The sequence below is a fragment of the Paenisporosarcina sp. OV554 genome (assembly GCF_003058165.1).
Lineage (GTDB): Bacteria > Bacillota > Bacilli > Bacillales_A > Planococcaceae > Paenisporosarcina.
In genome coordinates this window covers 65250-79778 of sequence record NZ_QBUC01000011.1, presented here as the reverse complement: position 1 = coordinate 79778, position 14529 = coordinate 65250, and the positions used below count along the sequence as shown (strand labels likewise).

The window sequence follows — 14529 nt, the reverse complement described above, 5'->3', positions numbered from 1 at the left end:
GCCGGCTTTTTCTGTAAAGTGATCCGAAAACTGCAAAACATAACTCTACACGTAAATTCACACACGACCTCATTCATCTCTCTGACCGAGAGTCAATTTGATAATCATAATAATAGCAAAGAGAAGCCTGTATTATTGGCTACTCTTTTTTTGTTTAACCATAAATACTGTGAACCATTAGAGCATGCATCCCCCCTTCAGTTCCCGTAAACAACGTATTCAAATGAAACATTAAATGGGAAGCGGGGTTAATAGCCTCGCTTTTGTTGTGTGGATGTATGTTGTGCAGCGCCAGGTTGACGAAGTGATGCTCCAGGTTGACGAAGTGATGCTCCAGGTTGACGAAGTGATGCTCCAGGTTGACGAAGTGCCGTTCCAGGTTGACGAAGTGATGCTCCAGGTTGTACAAAATCCAAAATTACTTCACTCGAACTGTACCTTTTATTTCTTCCGCATGCGACATATCGCCAATCATGGTGAGTTCTCGTCGATCAGTATCAATTTCCAGCATAGTCAAACTTGTGCCGTGGATAAAAGGGGGATCCCAAAGTGAATGGTGGGAAAAGTTGATGCAACTGATATCAAGTTTGTCCAAACTAACTATCTTAAAGTTAATCCATTTGTAAGTAATTCGCCAACACCAGTGGATCAAGTGAATGGAAAAACACTAGAAGATATTCTCAAAGAGTTAGGCGTAGCTTTGTAAAACAAATGGCGATAGTCTTTATCGCTGTTCCGAAAAGTATTAATATAAAACAGCCCAAAGCATTTTATTAAAGTGAAAAGGCGATTTTCCCAATACTAAGGGGAAATCGCCTTTTTTGAACCTTCAATTAATGAAAAGCAACTTGTAAAACCCCGATTATTGACCCTTGTTTACACTTTCCCTCAATTTACACTATTTGAAAGCAGTATTTCCAGCCGGAATATAAAATTCAAACGTAGTAGAAGGCTGTGAATGAACGAGTGTGTCATTTATTTTCCGAATGGTCAATATTGCGTTTACTGTATACATTCCTGCCGGCACTCTCTCCGCTTCATTCGTTTTGTAATTCCACATACTTTCAAATTGAATTTGTTCTCCTTTGTTTAACGTTTTATATTGAAGTGCTTGGAGAAACATTTTCCCTTTACTAAAATGATACACTCGTTCTCCTTGGGCATTATACACTGAATAGTCATAAGACTGACTCGTTGGAAATTCTAGAATTATTGGCTGCTCACTATTATTTTTAACCGTAAAAGTAAACGTAGCTTGATCTACATCTACGGTGACTTTTCCATCCCATTTCAATTCTGTTATGACCCTAACCTCCGTATTTAAAGTTTTATGGTTCCTTACGACGAAAATCATCCGAAAATTGGACAGCAATTCTCCACGAAATGATACCCCTTACTTATCAAATAATGATTAAACGAGTTCGTTATTTTTTCGGCACTTCTCCAAAATAGGCAATGCATATTTATTAGCTAGGTCCATTTCTTCTCTTTCCATATAATAGTCAAATAATTTTATCTCATAAGTCTCAGCTGCAAGGGCATAACCCATCTGCTTAAAATACGGATAACCCTCTGTCTCTAGATAATGGTAATATAGTTCTTTTTGATTTTGAATCTTATATATATGTAACTGGAAATAGTGTTTAAACATGGTATCCATTAATTTAGTAGCTAGCAAGAAACCCTCATTGGCTAAACGCAACAATTCTGTGTCAGATGTTATCCCAAGCTTTGTGGAGGCATTCAAATATCCTTCCAATGACACTAAATACTGTGAATTGGATGGCTCTAATATTTTCAAGGCCTTCCTATAGTTTTCAACAGCCTGGTCATAGTACCCATACCTAAATTGCTGATAGGCATAATTGTGGAGGAGTTTGGCTTTTTGATCGTCTAAACCCAAATCATCAGCCATCTCAATTAAACTAGGATACCCTGAATCCGTTTCGTCAAAATATTCTTCTTGCTCAACTTGAATCAGCATCAACATCTCTGTTTCGATTATTCGAGTAAAACTATGTGCTTTTGTAAAAAAATGAAGAGCCTTATTAGCGTAATAATATGCTAGTACTCGGGAATCCATGCAATGGTAGGCAATAGATAAATGGTAATAATATTCGGGATTGTTGTAATACGTTAGGTTAATTTTTTTTAAATAAAAAATTGCCTCACTATATTCTTTTTGGTAATTTAAACAAAATTCTCCTTTAATGTGTAATAGCATATTTTGATCGTACGGAGTAAGATTTTGCCAACTATCCATTTCTTTAATCAAGGTCTCAGCAAGTGTACTTTCCCCAATCAATAAATAATACCTGGTAAGTATCAGCGTATTGGAACGATAAAAATCAGGTATTTGTAAGAGAACAATGCCCTCCAATTGCTGCTTAATGTTTTCCGCTTTTGCGTTCAGTTTTAGAATTATAGATTCATGCCATTCTTTTAATAACAAATCCACTCTCAAGTAGGTATCAATCTCTTCATTCATGTCTATGCGAAGCCTCTTGGACAATACCTCTATTGTATCTTTTGATACTTCTGTAAGACCCCGTTCAATCTTGCTTACATGCGTTTTAGAACAAATGCCTATCCCTAACTCTGATTGCTTCAAGCCTTGAAGTTCACGGTGAAATTTGATGATTTTTCCTTGAATCATGATGACCTCCTTCTTGCAAATCCCAATAAAATCCGAATAAGAACCAAGAACCCCAATTCTAAGTTACTATTTTAGGGATTTTTCTACTTATTTTGTTGAGAAACACTCCTTTTTCATATTTTTATTGATTTTATTAGACATACGGTCGTAACAAAACCCCCATTGCCAGTAAGTGGGGAGAAAGGACTCTTTGATTATCATGCTAATTATATATTTATTATGAATATTTAATAAGTATTAAATTTTTTTTAGATTCATTGATTAGCTGCATTGAAGCGTATATGCATGTTTATTTTGCTCATATCGTGTCTTCAGCTACTCACTTTTTATTTGAAAAATCCGAATTTCAAGGAGTTGAAGTCTATTAAACTATTTTTTTATAAGCATCCTTATGCACTCAAATTCATAATAACCTAATAGTTTTAGAAGAGGAGAATAATTGATGAAAAATCCAAAGTTAAAGAAGTTTGTTGCGACTATGGCAGCAACGGCAATGTTATCCGTTCCTGCCATTCAAGCTATTGCAAACGATCCATCTTTCAATAATCAAAAAGCCTTCAATGTAAAAGCAGTTGATACAAAATCGACTGGTGAGCGCTCTGATTCTAGCAAAGGCAAACATGTCATAACACTTATTACAGGCGATATTGTTACAGTGACAGATCTTGCAGATGGAAAGAGTGTCATAACTGTCGAACCTGCTGATAAAGCCGGTGACGGAGCTCGTATTATGACAGTCGGTAAGGATACTTTTGTTATTCCTAATCAAGCGATGTCATATTTAGCTTCCGATCTTCTGGATAAAGATTTGTTCAATATCACGGCGCTCATCGCTAACGGTTATGATGATGTGAAGCGATCTACACTGCCCGTGATAGTCCAATATGCTCCAACAAAATCTCGTTCCAAGGTTGCTTTGCCTGCTACTCCTGAGGGATCTGAGCGTACTCATGTTTTAGAAAGTATTGGAGGTGTTGCAGTATCTGCGGATAAGGAACAAGTTAAAGCGTTCTGGAACGATATTACTCAACGTTCAACAGAAGCGAAAGGTATCTCACCAATGGGAGCTTCTTCTCTAGAGGAAACAGTGCAATTGAATGATGGTATTGAGAAAATCTGGCTGGATGGTCGTGTAAAAGCGAACCTTGAACAAAGTGTTCCGCAGACTGAGGCACCACAGGCTTGGGCATCCGGTTACGACGGAAAGGGAGTTAAGGTAGCCGTACTTGACACTGGCATAGATACAGAACATCCAGATGTGGCTGGTCAGCTAGATGAGGCTGTGAGCTTCGTTCCAGGGGAAGATGTGCTCGACCACCATGCACACGGTACACATGTAGCATCCACTGTACTTGGAACAGGATCTGCATCTGAAGGACTCAATAAAGGGGTAGCCCCAGGAGCACGCTTACTTGTAGGTAAGGTGCTTAGTAATGAGGGTTATGGTCAGGATTCCTGGATTATTGATGGAATGGAATGGGCTGCCCACAATGCAAAAATTGTTAGTATGAGTTTAGGTGGCACGGAGCCTAGTGACGGAACTGACCCAATGGCTCAAGCAGTGAATCAACTTAGTGAAGAGACAGGTGCATTGTTTGTTATTGCTGCCGGAAACACTGGCGCTGAAGGTATTGGTTCACCTGGAGCTGCAGATGCTGCACTTACAGTTGGTGCAGTTGACAAGTCTGATAGTCTTGCTTGGTTCTCCTCTAGAGGTCCGAGATTTGGGAATTCAGGATTAAAGCCTGATCTAGTAGCTCCTGGTGTAGGAATAGTAGCTGCCCGTTCCCATTTATCAAGTCGAGGTAGCGGTTCTTATCTCAGTCTTGACGGTACGTCCATGGCAACACCTCATGTAGCTGGAGCTGCAGCCATTCTCTCACAGCGCCATCCTGATTGGACAGGTTCTCAACTGAAGGATGCCTTGATGAGTACGACAAAGAAGCTGGATAACATTAAACCGTTTGAGGGGGGAACTGGCCGTCTTGACGTTGCTGCAGCCACATTTGGTACTGTACGTGCCACAGGATCCTTGGACTTTGATTTCTTTGATTGGCCGCATGAAGGCGACGTTCCTGTCGAAAAAATTGTTACGTATACCAACGATAGCGACAAGTCTGTAACACTGGATCTCTCAGCAACTTTTACAGATAACAACGGTTCAGAGGCACCTGCTGGTTTATTAACACTTTCAGCTAATAAGATTACCGTACCAGCTAAAGGAAGTGCTGAAGTTTCAGTGACACTTGACCCTGAACTTGCTGCTCTAGGAAGCCGATATCAAGGACAGCTTTCTGCCGAAGTAGACGGCAAAACGGTTGCACATACGGCAATGGCTGTGATGAAGGAAGAGGAGAGATATTCTCTTACAGTTAATGCAACAGATCGTGACGGATCTCCTAACAGAACCATTATTTCTCTTGTTGGTCAGAATAAAGAGCCAGATTTCTATGTAGTTGAGGGTACAAAGGAATTTCGACTCCCAGCTGGAGTCTATTCCGTCATGTCATTGATGGATGTCGATGTGAACACGGACCACGCAGGTGTTGCACTCGTTGGTAATCCTGAAGTTAATCTGAACGAATCAAAAACTGTTGAACTTGACGCTCGTAATGCACGTGAATATACAGTAAACGTTCCGGAAAAGAATGAAGCAAGTTTTAGGAGAATGGAATATTACCGCACCTTTAATGGATCAAAAACTATAAATGCCATGTACATTTTGCCGGTATGGGTGGATAAAATGTACGCACAGCCAACTCAAACCGTTAAAAATGGAGAACTCGATATGTCCACACGCTGGCGCCTTATCAAGCCGTTATTGACCATTAACTTCAATGGAAATGAGCTAGATGATATACCACAGGTAGGAAGCAAACTTTTAGAAGGTAAACATCATTTAGATGCTGTTTATGCAGGAAAAGGAGCTCCTGAAGATTATAAACGCCTCAATGCGAAAGGCAATGTCGTTTTAGTTGATCGCAGTGATGAAATTTCTGGCTCTGAACGTGCAGCAGCAGCCCATGCAGCAGGTGCAAAACTTTTAATTACAGTTAACGATGGCCCAAGGGAGCTTAGTGAATGGGTTGGAATTGAAAATGAAGATTTTACACTTTCAGATGCCCCTATCGCCTTCCGTTAGCGCAACAGAAGGCGATAAACTTATTAAAGCTGCCCGTTCTGGAAAATTAAAATTAAATGTTGAGGGTACACCCGACACACCATATGTTTATGATCTTGTAGAAGGACACCAAAACGTTGTTCCGAAGGATTTGACCTATTCTCCTAACAAGATTGAGCTTGTGAAAATTAATTCTCAATATAAATCAGACCGCTCAGCTCCAGGAGCAGAATTCCGTTGGGATATTCGACCATACAGCACATATGGAGCTGGATTCCTTTATAATTTATCTCTTCCTTCTGTCCGCACCGAGTGGGTGTCAGCCCAGGAAGGCACATCTTGGTACCATCAGGCAAACGTACTTGACGGCTCTTGGGAAGTACGGCAACCAGTAGTCAAATACAAGCCGGGTCAGCAACTGGATGAGGAATGGTTTGCACCAGTTGTACGTCCTCGCTTCGGAGAGGGTTACTGGACACCTAAACGTTCAGGAAATTACATGCAATTTAATGTTCCTGCTTGGGCGGATTCAGGAGCAGGGCATACGGGGTCAGTTAAAACTTATCCCCAAGAGCAAACACTGAAACTATATCAAGGATCTACTCTAGTAAGCGAACAAAATGGGGCACAAGATCTCCATGTATTCAATAATTTCCCAACGGAAAATACTCAGTATCGCTTGGTAAGTGATGTAACTCGTGATGCGGAGCGGTGGGCAACATCTGTTAGCACACATACAGAGTGGACTTTTTGGTCTAAACAGCAAGAAGTATATAATTCAGATCTTCCGCTGATTTCACTGGATTATGAAGTAGAAACCGACATGAGCGGAAATGCATTTGCAGGACACACAACCAAGCTGAACTTAACCGCATCACAATTGGCTGATGCACCTGGAAATGGAAAAATCGATTCCGCTTCTCTGGAAGTATCGTTTAACGAAGGCGAGTCGTGGAAAAAAGTGAAATTGGTTCGTGAAGGAAATGGCTGGACAGCCGATATTAAGAATCCTAGTAAGAGTGAATCCTTTGTCTCACTCCGAGCGAGTGCATGGGATGATGCAGGCAACCGCATCGACCAGGAGGTTATTAAAGCTTACGGATTAAGGTGAAAACTAGAATAATGAATATAGAGAAGTTTTAACAAAACGACGCCCTTAGAATCTATCGGTTCTAAGGGCGTTATTATTAATTGACAACACCATTGAAAAATCAAAATCAATAAATTTGGAGATTTGACGAAAAGGTAGTTTGTTTATTGATTTAACAAGGTTAACACACACATTCATAGCATTTAATTTATTAAAATAAAAAAGGGAAAAGCGATTTAGTGCTTTTCCCTTTTCTGTTTTCATTTTGCAGTGCCGTCTTTACAGGGCTTTTTCATAGTCAGCCACTGCATATCAAGACGAAACTATCTTCATGGACGTGTAAAATCTTTCAATCCTCGGTCCAGACGTTAAACTTAGTAACTCAATAATCCTTTATAACTATGTAAAACCCCATCTTATGAACAATTTCATAAGGTTATTTAGAATAAACCTACAATAAATAAGCTGTTTTAGAGGTTTTATTTAATCAACTAGATAAAAAGACCTTGAATAAAACCCCAATAGCCATAAAAAGAAATGCAAACTATAATCTTATTAACATTGTGAAAAAGGAAACCCCAACTTGAAAGACAACATTATTAAATAGATACACCAATTAAAATTAAGGAGAAATATGGAAATTTTAAATGATAAAACATTGATAGAAATATACAAAAAAGCAGTTGAACTGAATATAAACAAAGATTTTCTTTATATTATTACAACTGAGATGATGGGAAGAGGTTTATCTTTCGAAATTGAGATAGACTCTTGAGTACCTAATCTTTTCACGATTATGTGAACTATATCAAGAATAGGTTTTAAATAACAGAATATTATAAACTTATCTAATATTAATTTTCTTAGAGAGATATGTTAATAACTATTTCGGAAAAAAGGAAATAAATTATGCGAATTAACCAATTATTGATTATCAATGATATTGCCAATTCTAAATCAATTACTCGATCCTCAGAAAGATTGTATATATCAACTTCAAATATTAGCCAAGCCATAAGCAGCTTAGAAGAAGAACTGAACATTAAAATATTCACCCGATCAAGAGCAGGTTTAATTCCAACTATTCCAGGTAAAGAGATAATAAATAAATCCACGGAAATTATGGAAAAAATTGAAGAATTAACACAAATAGCTATTCAACATTCTGATAACCAAATTTCGAATCTTGCAATTTCATCGGAATGGAGTATTGCTAGTGATGTGACTTCTCAAATCATTAATGTTACAAATCGATATGAAAATTTTAATATCACGGTAAACGAAGGGGGTACAAGTCAAGTTCGCAATGAAGTATTATCTAAAATGTCAGACTTTGGTATTATTAGTGTCCCTCGCTCTTATAAAGAATCGAATAAGTATTTAACGAATACCTATTTATTTGAAAGTCCCATGGTAGCATTGGTCGGAAAAAATTCTGAACTTGCACTTAAGGAAACACTTACTCTTTCTGATATTGTGAATCACCCCATTGCATCCTTGGAGAGTATCCAACAAAATCATCCGGAAGTATCCGAATATCTTGAAAAACAAGGTAAACTTCTTTTGTTTAGTACGACCAGTCCAAACATAAGAAATTTACTCGTTTCACAAAGGAACGCTGTAGGTTTTGATTCTGAATTTTCTGTGTCTAAAAATCCATACATACAAAATGGAGATATCATCGTAAAGCGAATTGTATCTGAAATAGCTATTCCAAAACGAGCGTTTTATTTAATAAAACTGAAACAAATCAACCTTTCAGGAGCAGCACAGGAGTTTTTCGATGAATTACAAAATCATTATACAAATGACATTAAAAACTAAAATTTTACTTACGGCTAATATTTGATCGTTACTTTCTGTAAGGTTTTTTTCACGCTGTTGATTGAAAATTAGATTGCTAGGAAATCGAGTGATTATCGGATTCATATTTATCGGATGGATTCTTTCAAAACGTAAATATAAACACCAAAAACCTCTTTTAGAGGTTTTTTTACGGTGTGCTTTTTATATATTTTTCCCCATATACAATTCATTTATATATTCCTCGTTAATCAATAAAGAATTACTTCGTGTGCCTTCTACTACGTATCCCATCTTTTTATAGATAGCTAGAGTAGGTTCTTTTTTTTCAACAACTGTTAATTCTAATCGAGAAATGCCAACTTTAAGTGCCCAAACTTCTGCTTTTTTCAATAACGATGTCCTAACACTTTTTCCATAGTACGCTCTGCTTACACCAATTGTAATAGTAGCTCGGTGACTTGCTCGGGGAGAAGGACCGGGAACTAAAGCCACAAAACCCGCGAATTCTCCGTTCAAAATACCGACAAATAAACTGGTGCTCTTTGATTGTTTCCATTCGACAATTCTTTTGCGAATGGATTGAAGAGACATTTTGTACTCATCTTTCCCAAACAGTATAAAGTCGAATTCTAAGTCAACCTCATGTTGAAGCTTAATGAAAAAACGCGCATCATCTAATTCAACAGGACGAATGATTAAAATATCCTCTGTATTAGTTGAACTGACATTTATTACATCAGTTTCTTTAACAAAAGTCACGGAACTACCTAATTTAATTTCTTTAATTGTAAAATCAGAATTCATCCAAGCTGAAAAGTGTGTGGAAGGTGGTTTCGATTTCTTCCACCATGTAATATTTAAATACGCGGCATTTGGTAATGGTAGACCCACAATATTTTCGATAGCAGTATAAGTCAGAGTGACTTCGTTGTGTGTAACTTTTGTAAAAAACGAAGCAAGAGGGAGATACTTAGTCTCTACTTTCGTTACCATAAATAACCTCATTTCTAATTAAAAAGATATGGAGACTGATTGCTACAAATTTGTCAATTTCACTAGTAGGCTAAAAGATTTTTAATGAAAAGAACCCCACTTCATAGAAGAGCAAAGAAATTCCCTTTTGAAGTTATTATTAGCTGTGAAAGCTTGCCTTTATGTCCTGCGAGTAAAATTTACTTCCTCAAAGAGGAGGCAAGTTGTTGAATAGATTTTTACACCATGTAATGAATCGGAACTTTGCCTTAGGAGCACTAGCCAATGTCTACTTAAATGCTTGTGTATCATTGGTTTATTCTTAAGATATTTCTCGAAATGTATTTTTCTTATGAACTTGAAATCTAGAAAAATAGTAGATATTCTCTATTGAATTACCACAACCGTCTTGAGAACATCTTTATTGTTCTTTGATTTCTTTAATGACACTAGTGTAATGTATTCTAATGGAATAGACATTTCGACTTTCGGGATATTGTTTCACAAAAAAAGAAGTGACTTTTTTCTATGTCACTTTAGCGTTTTTAGTTAGAGGTTAAATGGAATATTTTAAGTTTTATAGTTAATGAGAAATACAGCTAAATTAATCTAAATAAAAAAGCATCTACTTTTTTGTAGATGCTCATTCATTAGAAGGGACAGGGTTAAAATTATATATCAACTTTTATAGTTTTCGCTTTTTCAATGCTTTCGTCCTCGTTGTTAACAACATCGCTAGTTAGAATTTCAATTGATTTAATATCATCCGTGTTTTCCACAATGAAACCAATATTACCTTTCTTACCACCGTTTGTTTGTATTTCTCCAGTCAATTCCTCGAGGAATATGTCATCTTCCCATGTTTTTAGCTCACCGCTGCTCGTTTTAACAAAAGCAACTGGTGTGAATTTTATGTCCTCATTAGATGTATTTTTAACTTCTATTCCTACCTTTACAAAGTCAAATTCTTCTTCATGAGTATAGGCATGAAAAAAGTCAATCATGCTGTAATCTGGAACATAATGCATCAGCTTGGCTTCTGTTAAAACCATTTCTACTCCGCCCATATTTACAGTTTTATTTATGTTTTTATAAGATTTTAGTGTAAGTTCACCTTTATCATCAGTTACGGTTTCTCCAACTGTCACAAGATTAATGTCATCCGTTATTTGCGGGTTCGGTACATAGACGTCTTTTTTTACACTTTGGACTTTTTCCGTTTGGTCGATTGTTTTCACTGGATCTCCACTAGTTTGATTTTCAGCGTTATTTTCTGCTGAACAGCCCGTGAGAAGTAGTAGGAACATCAGGATATAAGACAATTTTTTCATATGAATCCCCCTAAGATCAACATGATAAAAGCACCCGTTGCTTTTAAAGAGCAACGGGATTTTTTATGCTATGTGTTATTTTTTATTTTTTTGATTCACCTAAAAGCTCGAAGATAATATTAGCATTATCTGTATTATCAATTTGTCCTGCAAATCGTTCTTTGTAAGGTCCGTAGGCATATACAGGTACGTCTTCACCTGTGTGACCTCCAGTTGTCCAGCCAGTATGTGACCGCTCGTTAAAGATTGTTTCGATTGCATTGTCAATTTCAGTGACTTTTTTAGTTTTTTCTGCATCTTTAACAGATTGAATTTCTTGTGCACTTAATGCTAATAGATTTTGATCAATATACGTTTTTAATGTTTTTTCAACATCCGCACCTTTAGCAATTTCTTCTGCCATAAAGTCAGGTGTGCGCTTAGCCGCTTTTAACGGTTGGCCAAACCAGTTATAATTCCCATCTGCACCAATAGAATATCCGCCTGTGGAATGGTCAGCTGTAATGACAACTAGTGTATGCTTGTCCTTTTTAGCATACTCAATTGCGGCATGTGCTGCTTTTTCAAAGTCTTCCATTTCACTCATTGCACCTACAATATCATTATCATGTCCTGCCCAGTCCACCTGACTTCCTTCTACCATTAGGAAGAAGCCGTCTTTATCTTTGCTTAAGCGTTGAATTGCTGATGTTGTCATATCTTGAAGAGAGGGAACTTCTTTTGTACGGTCAATCATTTTTGGCAGCCCACCAGAAGCAAACAATCCAAGAACCTGTCCGTTTTTATCCTTTGAAAGTTGCTCTTTGTTTGTTACATAACTAAATCCTGACTCTTGGAATTCTTCTGTAAGATTGCGGTCAGGGCGAACAAAGTTTGCAGAACCGCCACCCAGAAGAACGTCAATTTTATGTTTGCCATTTACTAATTCATCATAGTAGTCATCAGCAATAGCATTCATATTTTTACGGTTTTCATCGTGAGCACCAAATGATGCTGGTGTTGCATGTGTAATTTCAGATGTAGCGACAAGGCCTGTTGCTTTACCTTTTTCTTTTGCCGCCTCTAATATGGTTTTTACTTCGGATTTATCGTTATCCACCCCAATAGCCGCGTTATATGTTTTTATCCCGGCAGACATTGCTGTTGCAGCGGCAGCAGAATCTGTTACGTTTTGTGCAGGATCTTCTGGATAAGTCATCTGTTGTCCAACGAGGTATTTATCAAATACTGTTCTTTCAACAGCAGCTGTTGAAGAATAATCTTTAAAATAACGATAGCCTGAAGTATAGGTGGAACCCATTCCGTCCCCGATCAAGAAAATAACATTTTTGATTTTCGCATTATTACTTTTGTTTTCTTCAGCTTGTACATACGTATTGGGGATTGTTCCAGCCAAGCCACCCAACGCAAGTGCTGAAATTACACAAACAGGGAGAAGCTTCTTTGTTATTTTATTATTAAACATATGAATAACCTCCAAATTTCAATTTAATATGACTCTAAGATTTACTATAAAGGAAGATTGTTAATCTCCTATTAAGCCTACGTAAAGGTAGATTAAAAGCATGTAAATCTAAGTAATTATTGAACATGTAGTAAAAATGGTTGTATGATCGAGAGCTCGATTCATATGCGTAATTGAAAAAAAGAGCATCCACTATTAATGGACACCCAAATTAATATGAATATTTAACTGTAGTAAGTGAAATAGGATAGGTGCGTTTTAGAAAGAATGACGACAGCGATATTAGACCGTTTACTACATTTGATTTTTTATTTAAATGCCAGGAGTCTCTTAGTAAACATTTTTCCCCATATACAATTCATTTATATATTCCTCGTTAATCAATAATGAATTACTTCGTGTGCCTTCCACGCTATATCCCAATTTCTTATAAAGATCTAGCACGGGTACGTTATTTTCAACAACTGTTAGTTCTAAGCGAGAAATGCCAACCTCTTGTGCCCAGGCTTCTGCTTTGCTCATTAACGATGTCCAAACACTTTTTTTATAGTACGATCTGTGTACACCAATTTCGATAGTAGCTCGGTGACTAGCTTGGGGAGATGGCAAAGTAACTAAAGCCACAAAACCAACGAATTCTCCGTTAAGAATGCCTACAAACATTCTGGTATTCTCTGATTTTTTCCATTCACCAATTCTCTTGCGTATGAATTGGATGGACATTTTTTGCGCATCTTTCCCAAACAACATAAAGTCGGATTCTGTATCAATATCTTGTTGAAGATGAATAATAGCATGCGCATCATTTAAATCAACCGGACGAATAATTAATATATTGTCTGGAATAGAAGAACTACCAACATTTATTGCATCAGTCTCTTTAGTGAAGGTCACTGAACAACCTAATTTAATTTCTTTTATTGTATAATCAGAGTCGATCCAAGCTAAAAAGTGTGTGGCAGGTGGTTTCGTTTTCTTCCACCAACTACTATTTAAATATGCGGCATTTGAATCATCTTTTTATTACTGGTTTCGAGACTGAATTTTGTTGTATGTTTACGGCTATTTCTGCATTTGATAGGGGATATAAAGTGACATTTATTGAGAATGCAACCGGAACAGGTAATACAGATGAAACATACGAAATGCAAGGATTAGAAAAATTTGTTGGAAAAGTCCTCCAATGGTCGAATGTTATTGAAGTATTAGACTACGAAGAATATGTTGAGGAATACAAAGCTGAGAATACCATTTGAGAAAAGGGATGTTAATTCATCCCTTTTCTTTCATAAACGTTCAACTCTTTACCTTGATTGCATGGAGTCGTTATGAATGCTACTAACAAGTAGACACTATTAACGTGTTGCAATTGACCTACTTCTGGTTATATAAATAAATGGAACCGAACATCAGCAAAATTGCGATTGCTTTTTTTATGTTTAAAGGATATGTTTGGCCTCCTAATAAACCGAAATGGTCAATGATGGCTGAAATCAAAAGTTGTCCAGCAATAATTGAAAAAAAAGTAGCGGTTACGCCAATTTTAGGAACTGACATGACCAGTATAAATACATAAAAAGCTCCCAGCAATCCACCAATCAATTGCCATTTAGGAACTTCATTGATGGCGAACAAATTGCCTTTTCCAAAACATAGCATCGTAACCAATAAAGCAATTGTTCCGATAAAAAAGGATATAAAAGACGCTTCGATAGTGCCCACTTTCTTACCTAATCCACCGTTAACAATCGCCTGTATGCCAATTGCGACTCCTCCAGCGATTGACATCAATAAATACATCCACTTCATCGATCACAACTCCTTCATATATTCCATAACCCTATCATACATCGAACAATGTCTATATTAAACTACTGAGTCTGTCCTCACACTCGCGGATGAGTGTAGAGTATCTTGTTTATTAAATGAAAAGAATCAATAAAATATCGTCCCTAGTTTAAATACAATTGTGTTTTTTTCTACATAAAAAAAACCTCCAATCAACACGGCTCTTTCATTCAATGAAAAGATATATATAAACACCTTTTATATTATCTGAAAAATTAAACAAATTATTTGTAATATGTT

Annotated in this window: 13 protein-coding genes and 1 pseudogene; 6 read left to right on the top strand and 8 right to left on the bottom strand. The window is 37.0% G+C overall.

Going from position 1 to position 14529, the window contains the following annotated elements:
- Window positions 1–248: 248 nt before the first annotated feature.
- On the bottom strand, window positions 249–416 hold the full coding sequence (locus tag C8K15_RS20320) for a hypothetical protein (protein WP_158268305.1): 168 nt from the start codon (window positions 414–416) through the stop codon (window positions 249–251).
- Window positions 417–553: 137 nt separating this feature from the next.
- Here C8K15_RS20320 and C8K15_RS20315 point away from each other — a divergent pair, with 137 nt between their 5' ends.
- Window positions 554–706, top strand: coding sequence for a hypothetical protein (locus C8K15_RS20315; protein ID WP_158268304.1), 153 nt, complete (start codon window positions 554–556; stop codon window positions 704–706).
- Between the two features lie 192 nt (window positions 707–898).
- Here the strand turns inward: C8K15_RS20315 and C8K15_RS11415 are convergent, their stop codons facing one another.
- Window positions 899–1294 (bottom strand): BsuPI-related putative proteinase inhibitor, encoded by a 396-nt coding sequence (locus C8K15_RS11415; protein ID WP_233260457.1) that lies wholly within the window; start codon window positions 1292–1294, stop codon window positions 899–901.
- Window positions 1295–1411: 117 nt separating this feature from the next.
- Entirely contained in the window at window positions 1412–2656 is a 1245-nt protein-coding gene (locus tag C8K15_RS21500; RefSeq protein ID WP_108586535.1) for a helix-turn-helix domain-containing protein, read from the bottom strand.
- Window positions 2657–3098: 442 nt separating this feature from the next.
- Between C8K15_RS21500 and C8K15_RS11405 the strand changes: the two genes are divergently transcribed.
- The 4 genes from C8K15_RS11405 (at window position 3099) to C8K15_RS11395 (ending at window position 8691) form a co-directional block, all read left to right on the top strand.
- On the top strand, window positions 3099–5798 hold the full coding sequence (locus C8K15_RS11405) for a S8 family serine peptidase (protein WP_233260456.1): 2700 nt from the start codon (window positions 3099–3101) through the stop codon (window positions 5796–5798).
- Window positions 5755–6888 carry a hypothetical protein gene (locus tag C8K15_RS20785; protein ID WP_233260455.1) on the top strand — a complete coding sequence of 378 codons (1134 nt, stop codon included), beginning with the start codon at window positions 5755–5757 and terminating at the stop codon, window positions 6886–6888. The genes C8K15_RS11405 and C8K15_RS20785 overlap by 44 nt, the downstream gene beginning before the upstream one ends.
- A gap of 613 nt (window positions 6889–7501) precedes the next feature.
- A complete protein-coding gene (gene sda, locus C8K15_RS21390) occupies window positions 7502–7642 on the top strand; it encodes a sporulation histidine kinase inhibitor Sda (protein ID WP_108586534.1) in 141 nt (46 codons plus the stop codon).
- Between the two features lie 134 nt (window positions 7643–7776).
- Window positions 7777–8691 carry a LysR family transcriptional regulator gene (locus tag C8K15_RS11395; protein ID WP_108586533.1) on the top strand — a complete coding sequence of 305 codons (915 nt, stop codon included), beginning with the start codon at window positions 7777–7779 and terminating at the stop codon, window positions 8689–8691.
- A 183-nt stretch (window positions 8692–8874) separates the two neighbouring features.
- On the opposite strand, the gene C8K15_RS11390 is transcribed toward C8K15_RS11395, so the two are convergent.
- From C8K15_RS11390 to C8K15_RS11375, 4 genes are all read right to left on the bottom strand, one after another.
- Window positions 8875–9666, bottom strand: coding sequence for a GNAT family N-acetyltransferase (locus tag C8K15_RS11390; protein WP_108586532.1), 792 nt, complete (start codon window positions 9664–9666; stop codon window positions 8875–8877).
- A 650-nt stretch (window positions 9667–10316) separates the two neighbouring features.
- Window positions 10317–10976 (bottom strand): fimbrillin family protein, encoded by a 660-nt coding sequence (locus tag C8K15_RS11385; protein ID WP_108586531.1) that lies wholly within the window; start codon window positions 10974–10976, stop codon window positions 10317–10319.
- Between the two features lie 82 nt (window positions 10977–11058).
- Window positions 11059–12441, bottom strand: coding sequence for an alkaline phosphatase (locus C8K15_RS11380; protein WP_108586530.1), 1383 nt, complete (start codon window positions 12439–12441; stop codon window positions 11059–11061).
- Between the two features lie 330 nt (window positions 12442–12771).
- Window positions 12772–13335, bottom strand: a complete 564-nt coding sequence (locus tag C8K15_RS11375; RefSeq protein WP_233260454.1) for a GNAT family N-acetyltransferase — start codon at window positions 13333–13335, stop codon at window positions 12772–12774.
- A 116-nt stretch (window positions 13336–13451) separates the two neighbouring features.
- On the opposite strand from C8K15_RS11375, the pseudogene C8K15_RS11370 reads away from it, so the two are divergent.
- Window positions 13452–13697: pseudogene (locus C8K15_RS11370) on the top strand (cysteine hydrolase family protein); the annotation flags it as partial.
- Window positions 13698–13815: 118 nt separating this feature from the next.
- On the opposite strand, the gene C8K15_RS11365 reads toward C8K15_RS11370, so the two are convergent.
- Window positions 13816–14250, bottom strand: a complete 435-nt coding sequence (locus tag C8K15_RS11365; protein WP_108586527.1) for a DMT family transporter — start codon at window positions 14248–14250, stop codon at window positions 13816–13818.
- Between the last annotated feature and the right edge of the window lie 279 nt (window positions 14251–14529).